Source organism: Bradyrhizobium sp. USDA 4532 (genome assembly GCF_024171315.1).
Classification (GTDB): Bacteria; Pseudomonadota; Alphaproteobacteria; order Rhizobiales; family Xanthobacteraceae; genus Bradyrhizobium; species Bradyrhizobium australafricanum.
The window spans coordinates 3,126,932-3,147,034 of sequence record NZ_JALJZN010000001.1; the positions used below are offsets into that span (position 1 = coordinate 3,126,932).

The 20,103-nt window shown below is 64.4% G+C and carries 18 protein-coding genes; 4 read left to right on the top strand and 14 right to left on the bottom strand.

Annotated elements, in window-relative coordinates; translation table 11 throughout:
* Positions 1 to 5: 5 nt before the first annotated feature.
* The 8 genes from paaA to J2R76_RS14960 all read right to left on the bottom strand — a co-directional run bounded on the left by paaA (position 6) and on the right by J2R76_RS14960 (position 7,381).
* On the bottom strand, positions 6 to 998 hold the full coding sequence (gene paaA / locus J2R76_RS14925; protein WP_076827150.1) for a 1,2-phenylacetyl-CoA epoxidase subunit PaaA: 993 nt from the start codon (positions 996 to 998) through the stop codon (positions 6 to 8).
* Positions 999 to 1,074: 76 nt separating this feature from the next.
* Positions 1,075 to 1,944, bottom strand: a complete 870-nt coding sequence (gene paaX / locus J2R76_RS14930; RefSeq protein WP_076827148.1) for a phenylacetic acid degradation operon negative regulatory protein PaaX — start codon at positions 1,942 to 1,944, stop codon at positions 1,075 to 1,077.
* Positions 1,945 to 2,153: 209 nt separating this feature from the next.
* Positions 2,154 to 2,924 carry a triacylglycerol lipase gene (locus J2R76_RS14935; protein ID WP_076827146.1) on the bottom strand — a complete coding sequence of 257 codons (771 nt, stop codon included), beginning with the start codon at positions 2,922 to 2,924 and terminating at the stop codon, positions 2,154 to 2,156.
* Positions 2,925 to 3,115: 191 nt separating this feature from the next.
* Entirely contained in the window at positions 3,116 to 4,399 is a 1,284-nt protein-coding gene (locus J2R76_RS14940; RefSeq protein WP_141340846.1) for a DUF445 domain-containing protein, read from the bottom strand.
* Positions 4,400 to 4,637: 238 nt separating this feature from the next.
* Positions 4,638 to 5,114, bottom strand: a complete 477-nt coding sequence (locus J2R76_RS14945) for a phasin (protein ID WP_028331816.1) — start codon at positions 5,112 to 5,114, stop codon at positions 4,638 to 4,640.
* Positions 5,115 to 5,295: 181 nt separating this feature from the next.
* The gene (locus tag J2R76_RS14950) at positions 5,296 to 5,892 is read right to left on the bottom strand and encodes a GNAT family N-acetyltransferase (RefSeq protein ID WP_038383826.1); all 597 of its coding nucleotides are present in this window, start codon (positions 5,890 to 5,892) and stop codon (positions 5,296 to 5,298) included.
* A gap of 26 nt (positions 5,893 to 5,918) precedes the next feature.
* Positions 5,919 to 7,001 carry an alpha/beta hydrolase gene (locus J2R76_RS14955; RefSeq protein ID WP_057017619.1) on the bottom strand — a complete coding sequence of 361 codons (1,083 nt, stop codon included), beginning with the start codon at positions 6,999 to 7,001 and terminating at the stop codon, positions 5,919 to 5,921.
* Positions 6,998 to 7,381: a hypothetical protein gene (locus J2R76_RS14960; protein ID WP_057017659.1), complete on the bottom strand. Its 384-nt coding sequence runs from the start codon at positions 7,379 to 7,381 to the stop codon at positions 6,998 to 7,000. Before J2R76_RS14960 ends, J2R76_RS14955 begins: the two co-directional genes overlap by 4 nt.
* 178 nt (positions 7,382 to 7,559) lie before the next feature.
* Here J2R76_RS14960 and J2R76_RS14965 point away from each other — a divergent pair, with 178 nt between their 5' ends.
* Positions 7,560 to 8,480: an alpha/beta fold hydrolase gene (locus J2R76_RS14965; protein ID WP_076827143.1), complete on the top strand. Its 921-nt coding sequence runs from the start codon at positions 7,560 to 7,562 to the stop codon at positions 8,478 to 8,480.
* Between the two features lie 204 nt (positions 8,481 to 8,684).
* Positions 8,685 to 9,149, top strand: a complete 465-nt coding sequence (locus J2R76_RS14970) for a nuclear transport factor 2 family protein (RefSeq protein ID WP_076827141.1) — start codon at positions 8,685 to 8,687, stop codon at positions 9,147 to 9,149.
* 65 nt (positions 9,150 to 9,214) lie between these two features.
* Here J2R76_RS14970 and J2R76_RS14975 read toward each other — a convergent pair whose 3' ends face one another.
* The 6 genes from J2R76_RS14975 to J2R76_RS15000 all read right to left on the bottom strand — a co-directional run bounded on the left by J2R76_RS14975 (position 9,215) and on the right by J2R76_RS15000 (position 17,039).
* The gene (locus J2R76_RS14975) at positions 9,215 to 9,889 is read right to left on the bottom strand and encodes a spermidine synthase (protein ID WP_057017658.1); all 675 of its coding nucleotides are present in this window, start codon (positions 9,887 to 9,889) and stop codon (positions 9,215 to 9,217) included.
* Between the two features lie 134 nt (positions 9,890 to 10,023).
* Positions 10,024 to 13,257 (bottom strand): bifunctional cytochrome P450/NADPH--P450 reductase, encoded by a 3,234-nt coding sequence (locus tag J2R76_RS14980; protein ID WP_076827139.1) that lies wholly within the window; start codon positions 13,255 to 13,257, stop codon positions 10,024 to 10,026.
* A gap of 115 nt (positions 13,258 to 13,372) precedes the next feature.
* A complete protein-coding gene (locus tag J2R76_RS14985) occupies positions 13,373 to 14,368 on the bottom strand; it encodes an alpha/beta fold hydrolase (protein ID WP_076827137.1) in 996 nt (331 codons plus the stop codon).
* 12 nt (positions 14,369 to 14,380) lie between these two features.
* The gene (locus tag J2R76_RS14990; protein ID WP_076827135.1) at positions 14,381 to 15,931 is read right to left on the bottom strand and encodes a wax ester/triacylglycerol synthase family O-acyltransferase; all 1,551 of its coding nucleotides are present in this window, start codon (positions 15,929 to 15,931) and stop codon (positions 14,381 to 14,383) included.
* Positions 15,932 to 15,990: 59 nt separating this feature from the next.
* Entirely contained in the window at positions 15,991 to 16,782 is a 792-nt protein-coding gene (locus J2R76_RS14995; protein ID WP_076827229.1) for an alpha/beta fold hydrolase, read from the bottom strand.
* A gap of 8 nt (positions 16,783 to 16,790) precedes the next feature.
* Positions 16,791 to 17,039, bottom strand: coding sequence for a DUF6489 family protein (locus tag J2R76_RS15000; RefSeq protein ID WP_057017614.1), 249 nt, complete (start codon positions 17,037 to 17,039; stop codon positions 16,791 to 16,793).
* A gap of 372 nt (positions 17,040 to 17,411) precedes the next feature.
* Here J2R76_RS15000 and J2R76_RS15005 point away from each other — a divergent pair, with 372 nt between their 5' ends.
* Positions 17,412 to 19,010, top strand: coding sequence for an ABC transporter substrate-binding protein (locus J2R76_RS15005; RefSeq protein ID WP_076827133.1), 1,599 nt, complete (start codon positions 17,412 to 17,414; stop codon positions 19,008 to 19,010).
* A 103-nt stretch (positions 19,011 to 19,113) separates the two neighbouring features.
* Positions 19,114 to 20,094, top strand: coding sequence for an ABC transporter permease (locus J2R76_RS15010; protein ID WP_028331828.1), 981 nt, complete (start codon positions 19,114 to 19,116; stop codon positions 20,092 to 20,094).
* Positions 20,095 to 20,103: the final 9 nt, after the last annotated feature.

Consider the following 20,103-nt stretch of genomic DNA (forward strand, 5'->3'; position numbering starts at 1 on the left):
CTCCCTTATTCTGCGGCTTGCGCGAGCTGACGGCTCTTGCGCTTCTCGGCATAGGCCATCGCGGCCTCGCGCACCCAGGCACCCTCCTCATGCGCCTTGCGGCGCGCGGCGAGACGATCGCGGTTGCAGGGGCCGTTGCCTGCCAGCACCTGCTTGAACTCGTCCCAGTCGATCGGGCTGTGCTCCCAATTGCCGTTTGCGTTCTGCTTCATGCCGGGATCGGGGATCGTCAGGCCCAGGAATTCGGCCTGCGGGACGGTGGCGTCGATGAATTTCTGGCGCAGCTCGTCGTTGGAGAAGCGCTTGATCTTCCATTTGGTCGAGGTGTCGCTGTGCTGGCTGACCTGGTCCGGCGGACCGAACATCATCAGCACCGGCCACCACCAGCGATCGAGCGCGTTCTGCGCCATCGCCTTCTGCTCCGCGGTGCCGCGGCACAGCGTCACCATGATCTCAAAGCCCTGGCGCTGGTGGAACGACTCTTCCTTGCAGACGCGGATCATCGCGCGCGCATAGGGGCCGTAGGAGCATCGGCACAGCGGGATCTGGTTCATGATCGCGGCGCCGTCGACCAGCCAGCCGATGGTGCCGATGTCGGCCCAGGTCAGCGTCGGATAATTGAAGATCGAGGAATATTTCGCCTTGCCCGATAGCATCGCATCGACCAGCTCCTCGCGCGAGGTGCCGAGCGTCTCGGCGGCGGCGTAGAGATAGAGGCCGTGGCCGCATTCGTCCTGCACCTTGGCGAGCAGCGCAGCCTTGCGGCGCAGCGACGGCGCGCGGGTGATCCAGTTGCCCTCGGGGAGCATGCCGACGATTTCGGAATGGGCGTGTTGGGAAATCTGCCGCGTCAGCGTCTTGCGGTAGGCGGCGGGCATCCAGTCGTTCGGCTCGATGCGCTCGTCGGCATCGATGCGGGCCTGGAACTGACTGGCACGGGCGACATCCTCGACGCCGCGATCGTCGCCGTCGGATGAGTTGAGCGCCTGCGTGTACATGGCCGACCTCCCAATGTGTTGTTAGGCAGCAATATATAACACAAATTTTCGAATGCAAGAAGTTTTTGTAATATATTCAGACACCCTCGAAACGGCGCGCCACCGCCCCGTTGGGCTTCGGCAGCGGCCCGTCCTGGTTGGTTGCGTGGTCGTCAAGCCATTGTTCCGACGGCGAAAGCAGCCCGCGATAGATCTCGCCGCAGAGTTTCCGCGCCGCCCTGCCCGGCCAGTCCTTCGGCAGCAGCTGATACGGCAGCAGCGGATCACGCAGCACGACCCGCCGGTAATGGTGGATCAAGAGAATGCGCGCGGTGAAGGCGTCGGCGTCGCTCAGCGTCTCGCCGCGGATGATCGAGCCGTGCAGCGGCTCGAACGTCTTCATGAACTTCAGATAGGCGTCCGCGGTGCGGTCGAGCGGCCAGCTTTCGCTAAGCAGCCGGCGTCCGCTGTCATCTTCCGCGGAGACTTCGAGCCGGATCGCGCGCGACGCTTCAACGGGGATCGGCACGCCCGACGGCGCGACCCACACGCCGGGCAGCGGGCTGCCGAAGCCGGCATTCTTCAACGCCTCGCGCGCGGCGTCGCGGTCCTCGGCATTGCCGATCAACAACAGCTCGAAGCGGCCGGTCCAGTCCGACGGCGGCGGATCGTAGATGTGCCGAGTCGCGGTGTCGAAGGTCTGCCGGCCCTTGGCGTTCAGCCGATAAAAACTGTTGCGGCCGACCTTGTTGCGCTCGAGCCAACCATCGGCGGCGAGCCGCGACATCGCGGTGCGCACCACATTGCCGTCGATGTCGAGGAACTTGAAGAATTCCAGCAGCGTGCCGAGCCACACCGAGCCGCCGCGCGGCACGATGGAATCGCCGAACACGGTGATGATGATCGAGCCGGTGCGTGACGGCTCGCGCTTCAGCTGATCGACGATGCGGGCAAGCGGCTGTGACATGCCCAACGCATAGCGCGTTTTGTCGATTCACGACAATGCAGGGTCTTCTCCTTCTCCCGCGTGCGGGGAGAAGCTCGGGATGAGGGGGCTCTCCGCAATCACGGTGCGAGTTGCGCTCGTGGAGACTCCCCTCACCCGGATCGCATTGCGCTGCGCTTCATGCGATCCGGCCTCTCCCCGCAAGCGGGGCGAGGCAAGGAAGAGACATGTCAGCGATTGGGATCCGGATAGACGATGCTGCGCCAGCCGCTGCGATCGAACGGCGCCCACTCGCCTTCCTTCTGCGCGAGGCGATCGGCGACCGCGTAGACCACGGCCGGGTGATGACCCATGCCGCAATGGCTGCTCTCGACCTCGATGCTGTCGGTCATCGACGAGGCCTGCTCGCGGCAGCCCTGCCAGGCGCAGACGCCGTCGGTGCGGCTGAAGATCGCGGTGGTCGGCACCGGCGGCGCGCTGGCGAGCGAGCCGCCGAAACGCTGGTCCTCCTCGTCGGCACGACGCCCGCTGGCCATCTCATAGACGCGCCAGGCGTTGGTCGACTTCGGGCCGGCGGCAAACGGGCTGCCGAGCGTGATCACCTGGCGCACGCGCTCCGGCATCATCTTGGCGAGCTGGCGCGCATAGAGGCCGCCGAGGCTCCAGCCGACCACCGAGACCTTGCGGCCGGTGGTTTCATTCATCTCCTGCAGCAGCTCGACCATCCCGTCCTGCACGCCGGCGCGAAGCCCGAGATTGCGGCCCTGGCGCCAGCCGCTGACGGCGTAGCCCTTGCTCCTGAGAAAGTCGCGCAGCGGCCGGGTCGACATGTCGGAAGCGATCAGCCCCGGCAGCACCAGCACCGGATGCCCATCGCCGCGCGGCGCGAGGCTAAGCAACGGCAATGCACCAAGAAAGGCGCCGAGCTCATGAATGGCGCGGCCTTCCAGAAACATCAGCGTCCTGGACGGCGGGCGTAGCGTCTGCGCAGCAACGGACATTTCAGCTCCTCTTCCGGCAGGGCCGCCGGCAATGGGACCAACGAGAATGGGTCAACGGAGTTGACGCGAACCCGGCGGAATTCGTTCCGCAACGCAACAATCTGTCCTGAAAAGCTAGGGAACCGGACACTTTCGTGCAAGCGGTCCGGGTCACACTTGCCACAACTAAAGTGACGTTCGTGCCCAATCGGTCACAGCAGCCGCAGCGTGTATTCCAGGGTGTAAAGCGCAAGGCCGGCAAGCCCACCGATCAGCGCGCCGTTGAAGCGGATGTATTGCAGATCCTTGCCGACATTGACCTCGATCAGGGAGATCAGCTGCTCCATGTCCCAGCTCTTCATCTGGTCGGCGATGAAGCCCGAGACGCCGCTCTTCTGCTCGGCGACGACGGTGCGCAGGATCGCCACCAGGCCCTGATTGATCTCGCCGCGCAGGTCGGTGTCGCCGTCGAGCGCGTCGCCGGCCTCGACCAACATTCGCGCCAGCTGATGCTGCAGCACCTGCGACTCGCCCGAGGCGCTGCGTTCGATGAAGTCCTTGACGTTGGCCCAGATGGTGCGCCCGAGATTGGCAAGCTCCGGCCGCGCCATCAAATCGCGCTTGAGACCATCGATGCGGTCGGCGAATGCCTTGTCGCTGCCGAGCCGGTCGACAAAGGACAGCAGCATGCGGTCGAACTCGCCGCGGAACGGATGCTGCGGATCGTTGCGCACTTCCTCGAAGAACTTCGTGGCGGACGCGATGATCCGGTTCACCACGAACTTGTCGGCACGATAGAGCCTGAGCAGCGTCGGCATCTCGGCGCGGACCTTGTCGCGGATCACGGCCATGGTCTCCTGCTGCGTCAGCGTCTGGTGCAACACGCGCAGGATGTCGTCGAGCAGGCCGCCATGCTTGCCCTCCTGCACGAAGCCGCGCAGCGCGCCGGCCGCAAGCGGCGCGAGGTCGATCGAGAGCACCTGCGTCGTGACGCGGCGGCTGATGAACTGCATCAACCCCGAGCTCTCGGTCGCCGCGAATGCCTCGGGCAGCATCCGCAGCACGAAGCGGGCGAGATCCTCCGAACGTTTGCGGTCGCGCAGCCAGTCGGCGATGAACGAACCGAAATCGATCTCGCGCAGCTTGGCCTCGACCGGCCCGGATTCCAAAAAGTTGTTCTCGATGAATTCGCCGAGCTTCTCGGCGATGCGCGCCTGATTGCTCTGGATGATCGCGGTATGCGGGATCGGCAGGCCGAGCGGCCGCTTGAACAAGGCGACGACGGCATACCAGTCGGCGAGGCCGCCGATGGTTGCAGCCTCGGCAAATGCCGCGATGAAACCGAACACCGGGTGCACCGGCAGCAGCGCCTTCGCTGCGATGAAGATGATGAAGGTTGCCGCCAGCACGCCGGTCGCCAGCCACTTGACGCGCCGCAGCTCGGCCGCGCGTTCGACGTCGACTGGCGTTGCGATGAGGGCGGCGGGAAGGGTCATGGGGTTTCGCAGGGGTGACGAACGAAGCATAGCATGGCCGCACCGCCGTCATTCCGGGGCGTGCGAAGCACGAACCTCAGGTGCGCAATTGCGCACCGGGGAATCTCGAGATTCCGGATCGCCGTTTCGCGTCGTCCGGAATGACGATGGATACATGAGTTATGAAGGACACCGCCAAAAAAGAAGGCCCGCAAAATGGCGGGCCTTCGAAAAGGGCAGTTGGTCAGCGCGGCCGCGATCAGGCGGTCTTGCCGTAGACCTTGGCGAAGTTGTCCTGCGCGGTCTTCGCACCGTCGGTGACGAGCTTGCCGAGATATTCGGTGGTGGCCTTCGCCCGCGAGACGAACAGTTCGCCACGCGCACGGGCCAGCTCCGACTGGATCTGGGCGGCTTCGCTCAGCGACTTGGCCGACGCGAGCTTGTCGATACCGGCGAAGAACGCCTCGGCGTCCTGGTAGATCGCCTGCTGGATGTTGCGGCTGATCTTGGCGGCTTCGGTCACCGAACCGGCAACGGCGGACTCGATCACGTTGGTCACCTTCTCCGAGCCGGCATAGGCATCGGCAGCGCGGGTCTTGGCGGCCTCGGCCTGCTTCTTCACGAACTCACGGGCGGCTTCCGGAACTTCCAGGTTCTGAAGCTTGGTGAACGCCTCGGTGACGGGCGCGAAGGCTTCCTTGACGCTGTTCAGCACGGAATTGGTTTCGGTGGTCATTGGGGTCTCTCCATCCTCAGGTTTGAGCTATGGGCTCACCCCGTCCGGTTTGGCCCGGGGCAACGGTGTTATGACACGCCTCATGGTGCGTCGCAACATCTATGTTGCAGCGCGATATCACGAACCTGTGAACAGCACGAAGATCCGGCGGAATGCCTAGAGAACCAGCAGGAAACGGTTTCTAATTACCACTGACCGCGTCAGACACCCCGTAAGCCTCCATTTGGGCCCGGACCTGCGCCACGTTGTGCCCGAGCACGACAATGTCGTGGGTCTTGCCCTCGACGTCGCGGACATGGTCGCGCAGCAGGGCCTCAGCCTTGAAGCCGAGGCTCTCGAACAGCGCGATCGCCGCCCGCTGATCGACGGTCATCTGCACCGAGAACTTCTCCAGCCCGGCACCGAGCGCGATGGCGAAGGTCTCCTGCGACAGCGCCCGGCCGACGCCCTGCCCGCGCACGTCGAGCGACACCACCATCCGGATCTCGCCGACATGCGGCGACCAGGAATGCGGATCGCGCACCAGGGTGCCGCAGCCGACCACCTTGCCGTCCTTGATCGCGAGCAGGCTCGTGATGTCGCCGCGCTCGATCTCGTTGATCCAGGCCGACAGCACCTTCGGCTGGCTGATGTTGCGCGGCAGGAACAAGAGATCATGCGTCGGCAGCTTTTGCGCGAAGGCCAGCACCGCGGCCTCGTGGTCCCGAATCATCAGGCGAAACTCGATGTCGCCCGCCTCGGTCTTGACGCGGCGCGGATAGGAACGTTGTTCGGTCATGTCGATCTCTCTCAAGTCGACCCCTCTTAGGTCGATCTTTTGCTCAGCCAGGAGTCCAGTTTCGGCCACAGCCGCTTGATTGCATTGGCGCCGGCGACCAGCGAGACGTGACCGCCCTTCAGCATCACCTCCTCCTTGTCCTCGGAGCCGATCTTGGTGATCAGATGTTTTGCCGCATCATACGGCACGATGTGGTCGTGCTCGGCGACCGCGTGCAGGATCGGCACCTTGATGTCGGCAAGCTTGGCCGCGCGGCCGCCGACCGTCATGGTGTCGTTGTAGAGCTTGTTGTCCCACATCAGGTCCTTGGTGATGGAGCGGAAATATTCGCCCGCGAGCGGCAGCGTGTCGGTCGCCCAGCGATCGAACATCCGGTACGACTTGACGAACTCGTCGTTCCAGATGTTGTCCCAGAGCTGGATCTGGCCGACGACACGCGCGGCCGGCCGCAACATGTCGAACGATTGCAGGATCAGTTCGGGCGGCATGTTGCCGGTGCTGTCGATCAGGCGGTCGACGTCGAAATAACGCCGGTCGGCGAAATTCGAGAACAGCTTCATCTCGCGGAAATCGATCGGCGTGGTGAAGCAGATCAGGTTCTTCATCGGCCCGTCGTTGAAGATCGAGCCGTAGAGCAGCGACAGCACGCCGCCGAAGCAATAGCCGATCACCGAGACGTCCTTTTCGCCGGAATCCTGCTGCACGCGGCGGACCGATTCCGGAATGAAGTCGAGGACGTAATCCTCCATGCGCAGCGATTTTTCCTCCGGCTTCGGCGCACTCCAGTCCAGCATGTAGACGTCGAAGCCGCGCCTGAGCAGGAATTCGATGAAGCTCTGCCCCGGCACCAGGTCGAGGATGTAGCCGCGGTTGGTGGTCGCCATCACGATCAGCACCGGCACGCGATAGACTTCGCTGGCCAGCGGCCGGTAGTGATAGAGGTTCATGGTGCCGCGCGAATACAGCACGTCTTTCGGCGTCGAGCCGAGCGACGGGCCGGAGCTCGAGAAATACTCGACGCCCTTGATGCTGCGCTGGATCGCGCGCTGCACCTCGGACTGGACCCGCTCGGAGATCGAGGCGAAATCAAAGGGGGTGGGAGCATTCATTTGCTGCCTCCCTCCGCTGGCGGCTGCTTGGTGCGCGGTGGCCGCGGCGTTGCGCCATGGCCGTCGTCCGGCGCCAGCGAATTGTGGTGCACCTGCTGCAGCAGCGTCTTGATCTCGTTGAGCTGGTTCTCCATCGATTGCAGGCGCTCGGCCATGCCGACGAGCTGGGCGCGGCTCGGCAGGTTCATCGCCAGCAGATATTTCTCCATCAGCTCGCCGAGCTGCTTCTGCGCGCCGGCCGCAACGCCGCCGGCCTGGTTCATCGCCTTGGAAAATTCCGGCGAGCTCATGAGCTGGTTGCCGAAGGAGTTGAACCCCTTCTCCATCTCACCAATCATCGTCTGCCAGATCACGGCAGGGTCGTTGCCCTTGTCGGCCATGCGGCGCTCCTCCACACCAATTTCGGGCGCTTGCCGCGCTTCCATTTGTTTCTGCCATACGACACTGTTGCTGCTGATCGGTCAACTGCGCGGCGCGACCAGCGACGCCGAGGCTCTTCTGCGCTGCGTCAATCCGTGGCATAGAGGTTCCTGACCGCGACACCAGCAGGGGACGCCCGTGACCACGCTCGCCCATCAGCCGCCGCAGATCATCCGCGCCAATGGCATCGACATCTGCTACGAGATTTTTGGCGATGCGAATGCCGAGCCGCTGCTCCTGATCATGGGCCTCGGCGCCCAGATGATCCATTGGGACGACGAGTTCTGCCGCCAGCTCGCCGCCCGCGGTTTTCGCGTCATCCGATTCGACAACAGGGATATCGGCAAATCCTCCCGCCTGAGCGGCGGCAAGCGGCTGACCGCGCTCGAATTGCTCAAGCTCCGCTTCCTGAAGATCCCGGTCGCAGCGCCCTACAAGCTGGCCGACATGGCGAGGGATACGATTGGGCTGATGGATGCGCTCGGCATCCGCACCGCGCATCTGGTCGGTGCATCGATGGGCGGCATGATCGCGCAGGAGGTTGCCATCACCTTCCCCGAGCGTGTGCGCTCGCTGACCTCGATCATGTCGACCACGGGCAATCCAAAGATCCCGGGCCCGACCCGCGAGGCGACCGCAGTGCTGATAGCGCCGCCACCGAAGAGCAAGGAAGAGTATTTCGTCCGCTTCGGGCAGACCTGGAAAGTCCTGCGTAACGGCTCGTTCCCTGAAGATGAGGCGCTCGATCCCGAACGCGCGCGGCGCACCTTCGAGCGCGGCCTCAATCCGGAGGGCGTCGGCCGTCAGCTCCGCGCCATCCTCGCCTCCGGCAGCCGCAAAGAGCGCCTGCGCGGCGTCAAGGCGCCGACGTTGGTGATCCACGGCACCATCGATCCGCTGGTGCATCCCGAAGGCGGCAAGGACACCGCGGTCTCGATCCCGGGCGCGAAGCTGGTGATGATCGAGGGCATGGGCCACGCCCTGCCGATTCCGATGTGGCCGCAGATCATCGACGCCATCGACAAGCACGCGCATGGCGCGGCGGCGAAGGCGGCGTGAGGCCAGAGCGTTTTCGAGCGAAGTGGATTCCGGTTCGCGTGAAGAAAACGCCCCAAAGCCAAAATCGAGAGCCCCGTCCCGATTCAATCGGAACGGGGCTCCGGTATCTTCCGGTAACCATGTGAGCCGGGAGTGCGTTCTTCCGGGCGCGGCATGGACGCTGTAGAGAGCGCTATCCACCGCTCAGCCACCGGGAGCAACCAGATGAAGACCATCCTCCGGCCACAGACAGCCGTCGCCGCTCTCCTCCTCGCGCTCGCGTCTTCATCGGCAATGGCGGCTGCCAGCGAAGCGCAGCAGGAAGCCAACCGCAAGGCGGTGCTGGCGTTCTACGAGAAGGGGCTGAACCAGAAGGACGCCGACGCGGCGCTCGCCTATGTCGGCAACCGCTATGTACAGCACAATCCCGGCGCGGCCGACGGCCGCGAAGGCTTCCGCAAGTTCATCGGCTTCCTGCGCGAGAAGTTTCCGAACTCGCACAGCGAGATCAAGCGCTCATTCGTCGACGGCGACTACGTGATCCTGCACGTCCACGCCGTGCGCGAGCCCGGCACCCGCGGCAACGCGATCATCGACATCTTCAAACTCGAGGACGGCAAGATCGTCGAGCACTGGGACGTGGCGCAGCCCATTCCGGAGAATCCCGCCAACAGCAACACGATGTTCTGAGGCATCGTGATGGCTTGTGTTCAGCCACTGGCATGATCAGGCTGGCGAGCGCGCCGGGACGCCCGCTATTGCTTGACCGCGATCCAGATCACGTGGCGGACACCGCGGCCTCGGCCGGTGGCGCGGACGGCAATTTCGTTGACCGCGAACCCGGCCCGGGTGAGCGATTTCGGGAACTTGGCATTCGGACCGGACGACCAGACGGCGAGCACGCCGCCGCGCCGCAACGCGGCGTGTGCGATCTTGAGCCCGGAGACATCATACAGCGCGTCATTGGCCTTGCGGGTGAGACCTTCAGGCCCGTTATCGACGTCGAGCAGGATGGCATCGAAGCCGAGCGGTTGGCGTTCGATCACGCTGGCAACATCCTCCTCCCGGATGCTCACGCGCGGATCGTTCAGGCTGTCGCCGAAGATTTCCGCCATCGGGCCTCGCGCCCAGGCAACGACCGCCGGCACCAGCTCGGCCACCGTGATCCGCGCCTCGGGTCCGAGCACGGCGAGCGCGGCCCGCAGCGTAAAGCCCATGCCAAGGCCGCCGATCAGAAAATGCGGCCGTGCGACCGTCTCGATCTTCTTCGCGGCAAGCGTCGCCAACGCCTCTTCCGAGCCCGACAGGCGGCTGTTCATCAGCTCGTTGGTGCCGAGCATGATCGAGAATTCGTGGCCTCGCCGCATCAGACGCAATTCACCCTCGGTGCCGGGAATGCGCGCGGTATCGATCTTTTCCCATGGAATCATGCGGCGGTTTGTATCATGGCAGGCACCTCTGCCGTAGCCCGGATGGAGCGAAGCGAAATCCGGGGTCTGCCCCGTCCGCATGAGACGCTGTCCCGGATTACGCTTCGCTTCATCCGGGCTACGAAGGCGTGAGCCTAGCCGCCTGTCCAGACGTCGAGCACGTAGCGGTTCCTGGTGCCCATTTCCTCGATCCAGCGCGCGGCGGCGTCGGTGTCGACACCGGTGCGCTCGCGATAGATCGAGATCAAGGTCGCCTTGACATCGGGCTCCATCCTGCCGCCGTCGCCGCAGACATAGACGATCGCGCCCTTCTGGATCAGCTCCCAGACCCGGTCCTTGTGTGCGGCGACAAGGTGCTGCACATAGGTCTTCGGGCCATCGGCACGCGAGAAGGCGGTGTGGAGTTCACTGACGCCGTCGGCTGCGAACGCCTTCAGCTCATCCGCATAGATGAAATCCTGCTCAGGATGCCGGCAGCCGAAGAACAGCATCGCCGGCCCCAGCGTCGCGCCCTGCGCCCTGCGCGCGGCGCGCTCCTGCAGGAAGCCGCGGAACGGTGCGAGCCCGGTGCCCGGCCCGATCATGATGATCGGCACGGCATTGTCATCGGGCAGGCGGAAGCCGGCCTTGGTCTCCTTGATGGTGGCGTGGACGGTGTCGCCGGCGCGGCGGCGCGCCAGATAGTTCGAGCAGACGCCCTTGTAGATGCCGCGGCCGGAACTTGCCGGCGCCTCCACCACGCCCACGGTGACACTGCAGCGCTGCGCCTCGCCGGCCGGAGACGACGAGATCGAATAATAGCGCGGCGCCAGCAGCGACAGCATTTCAAGATAGAGGTGGAACGGCAGCTCGCAGGCCGGATATTCCTCGAGCAGGTCAAATACCGATTTGCGCTTCGCCAAGACGTCGGTGCGATAGCGCGCGGCCGAGGCATCGTCGTCCCCGACATAGGCCATCAGCTTCGGCTTGGTCGCCGGGCAGCGAGTGTGCTCGGCCATGATCTGGATCTGCTTGCGGGTCGCGACCTGCTGCAGCTCGACGAACTCGGTGAGCAGCCGTCCGACCGACACGGCGTTGCCGACCGGCAGTTGCGCGCGGCGGCCTTCCGAGACCTGCAGACGGATCTGGTCGGCCGGCAGGAAGCCGAAGCGGCGCGCAACGGAATCGACCAATGTAGGATCGTTGCGCGGCACCACGCTGAGATGATCGCCGACGCGGTATTTCAGACTGGACGGCAGCTCGACCTCGATATGCCGGGTCGAACGCTCCGACGGATGAGCGCCTGCCTTGGTCTGCAGCTCGCTGTTGGCGAGCACCTTCATCGGCACCGCGCCGCCCTGTGTCACGATGGTATTGACCGCACCCTGCGCCACCGGCTCGATCGCGTAGAGCGGTTCGTCCTCGGCGGTGCGGGTGAAATTCCAGTCGATGCCGAATTCCTTGGTCGCGACCTTGGCCGCCTCCGGGAACCATTTCTGGAACTGGCCGTCGAGATCGCTGCGCGCGTCGCCCTCGCCGCGCGGATAGACGGCGCGCGCGCCATGTTTGGTGAGCTGCTCGTCGATGAAGCGCGGCACCGACTGGTAGGTCGCCGCCCAATCGCTGTTGCCGCAGCCGAACACCGCGTAGCGGACCTTGGCGAAGGCATCCTTCGGCAGGTCGCTGTCGAGCCATTTGACGAACTGCGTCGCGTTGTCGGGCGCCGCGCCATTATAGGAGGCGCAGATGATCAGCACGCCGCCCTCCTCCGGCAGCTTGCCCACATAATCGTCCAGCGGACCCAGCCGCGTCGCGAAGCCGTTGATCTCCGACAGATCGGCCATGCGGGTCGCCAGTTCCTCGGCGGAGCCGAGATTGGAGCCGTAGAGCACCAGCATCGGCGTGTTGTGGCCGGGACGCGTGGTCGGCGCGCGCGGAGCCTTCGGCGCGGCCGCAACCGCGCCCGTGCTGCCGGCGAACGCGCCGCGGTCCTTGTCGTCGCGCGGCCGCACCTTGATCCTGAAGCCATCCGGCTTGACGGTCAGCGTCTCCTTCAGATGCATCTGGTAGCGATGCACGTCGATCAGCTTGAACCGTTGCAGGATCATCCCGATCGCCAGCGCCGCCTCGTGCATGGCAAAGCCGCGGCCGATGCAGGCGCGCTGGCCGTTGCCGAACGGCTTCCAGGCATTGATCGGGCGCTTGGCCTCCGCCTCACGGCTGAAATTCTCGGGATCGAACACGTCGGGGTTCGGACCCCAGACGCTGGGATCGCGATGCAGCGCCATCACCAGGATGGTGATGAAGGTGTTCTTCTTCAGCTTGTACTTGCCGCCGATCATCTCGTCGTTGAGCGGCGCGATGCCGTAGGCCGGCGCCGGCGGCCACAGCCGCAGCGCCTCCTTCAGGCATTGCGTGATGTAGGTGAGTTGGGTCACCTGCTGATAGGTCGGCCGCGCATTGACGTCGGGACCGAGGACGCGATCGACCTCCTCATAGGCCTTCTTCAGCACCTCCGGGTGCTTCAGCAGCGCGTAGATCGTGCACGACAACAGGCCGCTGGTGGTCTCGTGGCCGGCGATCAGGAAGGTGTTGATCTGGTAGCGGATGTTGACGTCGTCGAGCTGCTCGCCGGTGGCGCGGTCGACGCCGGTCATCATCGCCGCCAGCATGTCCTTCTTGTCGTCGGTCGCCGCGGTGCTGCCGCGCCGCTCGGCGATGATCTCGTCGACCATCTTGTTCATGAAGGCGACGTCGTCGGCCAGCGTCTTGCGCCGCTTCTGCATCCACAGACCCTCGAGCGGCAGGCCGCGGGTCATCATGATGGTTTCGAGCGATCGCACCAGCGATTCCACGAACGGGTGGTAGTCGCGGCGGTAGAATGAATTGAAGCGGTAGTCGAAGCCGCAGAGGCCGATGGTGTCGAGGGTGAGCGCCGTCATGTCGTGGACGACCTCGATCTCCTCGTCGGCGTTAAGGCGCTCCCATTTCTTGACCAACTGCTCGGCAATGTCGACCATGCTCGGGTGGTACGACTGCATGGCGCGGTTGCCGAACGGCTGCATCAGGATGTTGTGCGCCTTGCTCCAGTTCGGCTCCCTGGTGTCGGCGGTGAACAGGCCGTCGCCGCCGACCGCGCGCACCCGGCGCAGCGAGCCGCGCACCGCCTTGTCGAAGCGCTTCTCGTCGCAGAGTTCGTCGACCAGATCGTGACCGGACACGATCACGAGCGGCGCGCCCATCATGTCGAGCCAGAAGATCGGTCCGAGCTCCTTGGAGAGCTTGACGAGATGCTGCACCGGCGCGGTCGAGTCCAGCGACAGCATGTTGCCGACCACCGGCTTCGTCGGCGGATGCGGAATCGGACTCAGTCTGTTGCCGGACGCCATTTTCGAAGTGCCCCCTCTAACCTCAGTCATTCCGGGATGGTCCGAAGGACCAGACCCGGAATCTCGAGATTCCGGGTTCGATGCTGCGCATCGCCCCGGAATGACGACGCCGTCGTCAGCCAAACCGCTTTCTGCGCCATTCGATCAGCTTCGCGCTGACTTCGTCAGGCTTTTCCTGCTGCGTCCAATGGCCGCTGTCCTTGACCAGGTACTTCTCGAGGTCCGGCACCAGCCGCTCCATGCCGTCGGCGGCCGAGGGCGGCAGCACCGCGTCGTTCTCGGCCATGATCATCAGCGACGGCACCCGGACGTGATGGTCCAGCCCGGCCGAGCGCTCCCAGTTGCGGGTGAAATTGCGATACCAGTTGATGCCGCCGGTGAAGCCGGTCTTGATGAAGGTGTCGACGAACACCTTTTTCTCGTCCGCGGACAGGATCGGCGTGCGCGGATCATGCTTGGCGTCGTAATTCGCGATCATCTGCGGAAACGCCAGGTTGAGCCGCGCCGAGGCGCCGACGCCGGCGATCGGCTGTTCGGGCGGCGCGTCCGCCGGACGCGGCACCGGCTTGCGCATGAAGGCGTCGAAGGTCTGCTCGACGCGGCTGCCGAAGATGCGGTCGGGCTCGCGCCCCGGATCCTGGAACTGGACGATGTACATGTGATCGCCGAAGCGCTGGCGGAACAGCGCGATCGGGTCCATCGGCGCGCGGTCCCAATGCGGCGTGTTGACGCCGACGACGCCGGCGACCCGCGCAGGATGCTTGAGCGGCATCTGCCAGACGACAAAGCCGCCCCAGTCGTGACCGACGAAGATGGCCTTGTCGATCTTGAGATGGTCGAGCAGGCCGACGAGGTCGCCGGTCAGGTGCTCCATGTCGTAGGCCTCGACCGGCTCCGGCCGGTCGGTCGCGCCATAGCCGCGCTGATCCGGCGCAATCACCCGGATGCCGGCCTCGCCCAGCGCCTTGACCTGGTGGCGCCAGGAAAACGCCAGTTCAGGCCAGCCGTGGCACAGCACCACCGGCGGCGTGTCGGTCTTGGGGCCTGCTTCATAAAACCCCATGCGGATGCCGTTCGTCTCGGCGAACTGCAGCGGTGGCATCTCAATCATCGACAGGGATCCTTATTCGGCTGCGCCCTTGATGTCCGCGGGCGGGGGAGCGAACGCCGCCTCGAGTACATCGAACTCGAGCGGCAGCATGTCGCACATCACCTGCACGTGGGGAATGATGTTGGCGCCCACGATGAAGCCGAAATCGAGCTGATCGCGGTAGCTCTGCACGGTGATGTTGAGCGCCACGCCGTGGGTCGAGATCGAAACCGGGAAGATGTGCAGCAGCTCGGCACCCGCCGCATACAGCGTCTGCCGCGGCCCCGGCACATTCGAGACCGTGATGTTGGTGGCCGGCGGCAGCACGTTGGAGAGGTCGGAGCGGCTGTAAAGCAGCGCCATGATCTGCACCAGGATCGGCGCGCCCAGCAACGAGATGTTGGTGACCTGCGGCACCAAAGCGCGCAGCGGATGCGACATTTCCTTGGACTTGGTCGACTGCGCGATGATGGTTTCCAGCCGCTTCCGGGGATCCTCGATGTCGGTCGCGATCGAGCAGATCATGCCGAACACCTGGTTGTTGGATTCGGCGTTGCCCTCCTCGCGCAGCGAGATCGGAACGCCTGCCGTCAGCGACTTGTTCGGCAGCGCGCCCTGGCTGATCAGATAGCGCCGCACCACGCCGGAGGCGAGCGCCAGCACGACGTCGTTGAGCTTGCCGCCGGACGCCTTCGCCAGTGCCTTGGCACGCGACAGCGAGATCGAGGTGCCGGCAAAGCTGCGCTCGGACGAGATCGCCTTGTTGAGGATGGTCGGCGGCGAGGACATCGCCTGCAGGCTCTCGCGCGACCTCGGATCGGCGACCTTGGCGACGACGTCGGACAGGCTCTTCATGACCGTCGGCATGGAGCCGGCGAACTTCACCGCGCTCTCGATCTGGAACATGGCGTTGTCGAACAGGATCGAGCCGAGATCGCTCTTGCCGGAGCGCGGCAGCTCCAGGCTCTTCTGCGCGGCGGCGGCCGCCTCGAACGGCTGGGTCCAGAGTTGCTGATAGGCGTCGATCAGATTGGCCGCGATGTCGCGCGGCTCCTGCGCGACTTTCTTCGCGCTCGGCGGCTCGATCTCGCGCGGCACCGGCGTCAGATCGTAGATCATGCTGGTCAGCGCCGCGCCGGCGCCGCCGTCGATGCAGGCATGGTGCATCTTGGAATAGAGCCCGATCTCGTTGTCCTTCATGCCCTCGAAGACGTAGAACTCCCAGAGCGGGCGGGCGCGGTTCAACAGCTTGGCATGCATCCAGCCGACGATGCGCTCCAGCGTCGCGCGATCGCGCGGCGCCGGCAGGCTGGCGCGGAAGATGTGACGGTCGATGTCGAACTGGTCGTCCTCGACCCAGGACGGATGATCGATGTCGAGGGGCGCCTTCTGCAGCCGTGCCTTGAGGATCGGCGCGATGTGCAGCCGCGAGGCGATCATCGCCTTGAACTCCTCGAAGAAGTCGCCCTTGTAGCCGTCGGGCAGGCGGAAGATCGCCATGCTGCCGACATGCATCGGCATTTCCGGCGTTTCCAGATAGAGAAACGATGCGTCCAGCGAGGACAGCTTCTTGGCGTCGCTCATGGTCTCCTCCCGAGAGCCTACTTACGCGGGCGCCTTGGGCGGCGCTTCTCGTCGTTTGGTCAGGATAGTGCCTGTTCTGCCGGCCCGTAGGCAATGGCAAAGGGGCCCGAGCGGTCAAAATGCCGGAATTCCCCTTCCGGCTGGGCCAGCCGGTCCGCAATCGCCCACAGCGCCGCGGGATTGACGCCGAGGCCGATATGGCTGGCGAAATGCACCTCGATGTTCTCGGCGGTGGCCGACGGCCGCACGCGCGAGGTCCGCCAGTTCACGATGCCATCGGTGCGGGAATAGATCGAGGTCGTCGGCACCGGCATGTCGCCGGCGATCGCGGCGCGGATCTCAGGGATGTCGTCCACAGCTTCGCCGGACAAGAGCTCATAGAGCCGCGTCGCATTGGTGGCGCGGATGTCGTCGGCGAACGGGCTGCCCAGCGTCATGATGGAGCGCACCAGCTCCGGCATCTGCGACGCCAGGTCGCGCGCATAGACGCCGCCGAGGCTCCAGCCGATGATCGAGACCTTGCGCCCGGTCGCCTCATGGACCCGCTTCAGCAGGTCGCGCAGCGCAGCCCGCCTGCTGGAAATCCCGCCGAAATTGCGGCCCATGTTCCAGGCATAGGCGTCGTAGCCGAGCTCCTTCAGATAGCGCCGCATCGGCGCCATCGAAAGGTCGCTGGCAAGGAAGCCCGGCAGCGCCAGCACCGGATGACCATCGCCCTTCGGCGCCTGCATCAGGAGGGGCGACAGCAGCAGGCTCGAATTGAGTTCGAGCACGCCGCGCGCCTCCGCCAGCATCAGGAACAGGCTCGGCGGGCGCAACCGGCGTTCGGTCCCATCAACGCTCCTGTCCATGTCGGTCACTATTTCTTCTTGCTCGTGCCGCCGAAGCCGGCCATCGCCACGAACATGTCCTGGAAGCGTTCGGCGAGCTTGGGATCGAAGGTGAACCAGCTCTGCATCAGCGATTCCGGTGAGATCTTGTCGATGTTCGACGTCATCTGCTGCTGCAGCTTGTCCATCACCGCGGTCTGCATCGGTCCCACATCCGGCAGGCCGAAGAATTGCCGCGCTTCGAGGGGCGTACAATCTATCTCGACGTTGACTTTCATATCCGCCTCCTCAAATGCGCCTTGGCCCGCCACAGTATCGCCGGGACGGGGCGAGTTGCGCAAGCGAGCCGTACCTGCCCCGGGGGGCAGTCGGCCTCAATCATCCGTTATGGTCAACCAAACCGTTTGGAGCGGCTGCTCGAAGCGCGCCGGTGATCATTCCCGTGACCGACAAGCGGCACTCCGAAAGTCGAATGTCACGCGTTCGCGCCAACAGCCTACTCTCCAAGCCGGTTCATTGCGCTGCACCCGCGCGGATGGGTTAACCCTTTGGCAAATCGCGCTTGCGCGGCCGGTAAACTCTGGCAACATGGATCAATAATACCAGCCGGACAAAGCAGCCGGCGGACAAAAACGGGGACGCGGGATTACATGTCGGGACGTTGGAGTTTGTTTGCGGCCACTGTCGCCGCACTCGTCGCCTTTGCTTTGCCGGCATCGGCCCAAACGTTGAAGTATGCGAACCAGGGCGAGTTGAAGTCGCTGGATCCCTACACGCTGAAGGAAACCACGACGATCGCGCACCACGCCCACGTCTACGAAGGCCTCACCGCGCGCGACAAGGACCTCAAGATCATTCCGGCCCTGGCGGAAAGCTGGGAGACGCTGAGCCCGACCAAATGGCGCTTCCATCTGCGCAAGGGCGTGAAATTCCACAATGGCGATCCCTTCACCGCCGACGACGTGCTGTTCTCGGCCGAGCGCGTCCGCGCCAAGGGCTCCAACTTCCTCAGCAACGTCCCGGCCGACGCCAAGTTCAGCAAGGTCGACGACTACACCGTCGACGTGACGCTGGACTCGCCCAATCCCATTCTGATCTCACAATGGGATAGCTGGTACATCATGGACAAGAAGTGGTGCGAGGAGAACAACTCGGTTGCACCGACGCCGGCCTCCGCGACCACGCCGAGCTACGCGGCGCTGCACGAGAACGGCACCGGCCCCTTCACGATCGAGAGCCACCAGCCCGGCGTGAAGACCGTGTTCAAGGCGTTTGCCGGCTATTGGCGCAAGCCCGAGCATAATCTCAAGGAGATCATCTTCACCCCGATCGGCTCCGACGCCACCCGCGTTGCCGCGCTGCTCTCGGGCGAAGTCGACGTGATCGAACCGGTTCCGCTGCAGGACATCCAGCGCGTCAATTCCAGCGGCGTCGCCACCGTCATGACCGCGCCGGAGATTCGCACCATCTTCATCGGCATGGATACGGCGCGCGACGAGCTGCTGTATTCCAACGTCAAGGGCAAGAATCCGTTCAAGGACATCCGCGTCCGCGAAGCCTTCTACAAGACGATCGACGTCGATCTGATCAAGACCCGCGTCATGCGCGGCATGTCGACCCCTTCGACGTTGATGATCGCCCCCGAGCTCTATCCGCTGTCGAAGGAATTCACCCGGCCGAAGCTCGATCCTGATGGTGCTAAGAAGCTGCTGGCCGACGCCGGCTATCCGAACGGCTTCGAAGTCACGATGGACTGCCCGAACGACCGCTATGTCAACGACGCCGCGATCTGCCAGGCGGTGGTCGGCATGCTGGCCCGCATCGGCGTCAAGGTGAACCTGCTGGCGCAGCCGAAAGCGCAGTATTTCGCCAAGGTGCTGAAGCCCGGCGGCTACCAGACCTCGTTCTTCATGCTGGGCTGGACGCCCGCGACCTCCGACTCGCACAACGTGCTGCACGACATCCTCGGCTGCCGCGACGATCCGAAGGATGCCACAAGGGGCGAGGCCAATCTCGGCGGCTATTGCAACAAGGAAGTCGACGCGCTCACCGACAAGGTCTTGGTCGAGGGCGACACTGCCAAGCGCGACCAGTTGATCAAGCAGGCCTACGACATCGTTATCAAGGATTACGGCTACATTCCGCTGCATCAGCAACCGCTGGTGTGGGGCGTGTCGAAAAAGGTCAAATTGACCCAGCGCGCGGACAACCAGGTGCTGCTCTACTGGGCGACCAAGCAGGGTGAATAGTGGCTTTGGCGAATTGGGTCCCGGAAGCGCAGGCTTCCGGGACCTCGCGTTTTCCGGCCGCGCAAAGCCGCGCGCCGAATGTCAAAGGCAGTGAAAGGTAGAGATGCTGGCTTTCACTCTTCGCCGCTTCCTGCAGGCGATCGGCGTGATGCTCGCCGTGGGCGTGATCGCGTTCGCGATGTTCCGTTTCGCCGGCGACCCGGTGAACCAGATCGTCTCGATCGACACCTCGGCCGCGCAGCGCGCTGAGATCCGGCACTCGCTCGGCCTTGACGATCCCGTGCTGGTGCAGTTCGGCCGCTACTTCATCAATGCGCTGCAGTTCAAGTTCGGCGTGTCCTACCAGTTCCGCCTGCCGGTCTCCTCGCTGCTGGCGGAGCGGCTGCCGGCGACGCTCGAGCTTTCGATCTGCGCCACGCTGTTCGCGATGGTGGCCGGCATCCTGATGGGGGTCTATTCGGCGCTGCGCCGCGACACCGTGCTTGCCAAATTATTCCAGGCGGTATCGCTGATCGGCATTTCGCTGCCGACCTTCCTGATCGGCATCCTCCTGATCTATCTGTTCGCGGTGACGCTGGGCTGGCTGCCCTCCTTCGGCCGCGGCGAGGTGGTGAAGCTCGGCTGGTGGACCACCGGACTGCTGACCGTCTCGGGCCTGAAGGCGCTGATCATGCCGGCGATCACGCTCGGGCTGTTCCAGATGACCCTGATCATGCGGCTGGTGCGTGCCGAAATGCTGGAAGTGCTGCGGACCGACTATATCCGTTTCGCCCGCGCCCGCGGGCTGACCACGCGCGCAATCCATTTCGGCCATGCGCTGAAGAACACCCTGGTTCCCGTGATCACGGTGGCCGGCCTGCAGTTTGGCTCGGTTATTGCTTTCTCGATCATCACCGAAACCGTGTTCCAATGGCCGGGCATGGGACTTCTGTTCGTGCAGGCCGTGCAAAATGTCGATATCCCGATCATGGCCGCATATCTGTTGATGGTCTCGCTGATCTTCGTCACCATCAATCTCGTGGTCGACATCCTCTACACCGTGGTCGATCCGCGCTTGCGCTCGACCGTCGGCCGCGCGGCGTGAGGGCTGACC

What these genes read in the sequence shown, in the direction of transcription:
- J2R76_RS14955 (WP_057017619.1), bottom strand. Translation starts at nt 7,001, where the DNA reads ATGAATGCTCCCACCCCCTTTGATTTCGCCTCGATCTCCGAGCGGGTC.
- J2R76_RS14985 (WP_076827137.1), bottom strand. Translation starts at nt 14,368, where the DNA reads ATGATTGAGATGCCACCGCTGCAGTTCGCCGAGACGAACGGCATCCGC.
- paaA (WP_076827150.1), bottom strand. Translation starts at nt 998, where the DNA reads ATGTACACGCAGGCGCTCAACTCATCCGACGGCGACGATCGCGGCGTC.
- J2R76_RS15005 (WP_076827133.1), top strand. Translation starts at nt 17,412, where the DNA reads ATGTCGGGACGTTGGAGTTTGTTTGCGGCCACTGTCGCCGCACTCGTC.
- J2R76_RS14990 (WP_076827135.1), bottom strand. Translation starts at nt 15,931, where the DNA reads ATGAGCGACGCCAAGAAGCTGTCCTCGCTGGACGCATCGTTTCTCTAT.
- J2R76_RS15010 (WP_028331828.1), top strand. Translation starts at nt 19,114, where the DNA reads ATGCTGGCTTTCACTCTTCGCCGCTTCCTGCAGGCGATCGGCGTGATG.
- J2R76_RS14975 (WP_057017658.1), bottom strand. Translation starts at nt 9,889, where the DNA reads ATGATTCCATGGGAAAAGATCGATACCGCGCGCATTCCCGGCACCGAG.
- J2R76_RS14935 (WP_076827146.1), bottom strand. Translation starts at nt 2,924, where the DNA reads ATGTCCGTTGCTGCGCAGACGCTACGCCCGCCGTCCAGGACGCTGATG.
- J2R76_RS14980 (WP_076827139.1), bottom strand. Translation starts at nt 13,257, where the DNA reads ATGGCGTCCGGCAACAGACTGAGTCCGATTCCGCATCCGCCGACGAAG.
- J2R76_RS14945 (WP_028331816.1), bottom strand. Translation starts at nt 5,114, where the DNA reads ATGACCACCGAAACCAATTCCGTGCTGAACAGCGTCAAGGAAGCCTTC.
- J2R76_RS14950 (WP_038383826.1), bottom strand. Translation starts at nt 5,892, where the DNA reads ATGACCGAACAACGTTCCTATCCGCGCCGCGTCAAGACCGAGGCGGGC.
- J2R76_RS14940 (WP_141340846.1), bottom strand. Translation starts at nt 4,399, where the DNA reads ATGACCCTTCCCGCCGCCCTCATCGCAACGCCAGTCGACGTCGAACGC.
- J2R76_RS14970 (WP_076827141.1), top strand. Translation starts at nt 8,685, where the DNA reads ATGAAGACCATCCTCCGGCCACAGACAGCCGTCGCCGCTCTCCTCCTC.
- J2R76_RS14960 (WP_057017659.1), bottom strand. Translation starts at nt 7,381, where the DNA reads ATGGCCGACAAGGGCAACGACCCTGCCGTGATCTGGCAGACGATGATT.
- J2R76_RS15000 (WP_057017614.1), bottom strand. Translation starts at nt 17,039, where the DNA reads ATGAAAGTCAACGTCGAGATAGATTGTACGCCCCTCGAAGCGCGGCAA.
- J2R76_RS14995 (WP_076827229.1), bottom strand. Translation starts at nt 16,782, where the DNA reads ATGGACAGGAGCGTTGATGGGACCGAACGCCGGTTGCGCCCGCCGAGC.
- paaX (WP_076827148.1), bottom strand. Translation starts at nt 1,944, where the DNA reads ATGTCACAGCCGCTTGCCCGCATCGTCGATCAGCTGAAGCGCGAGCCG.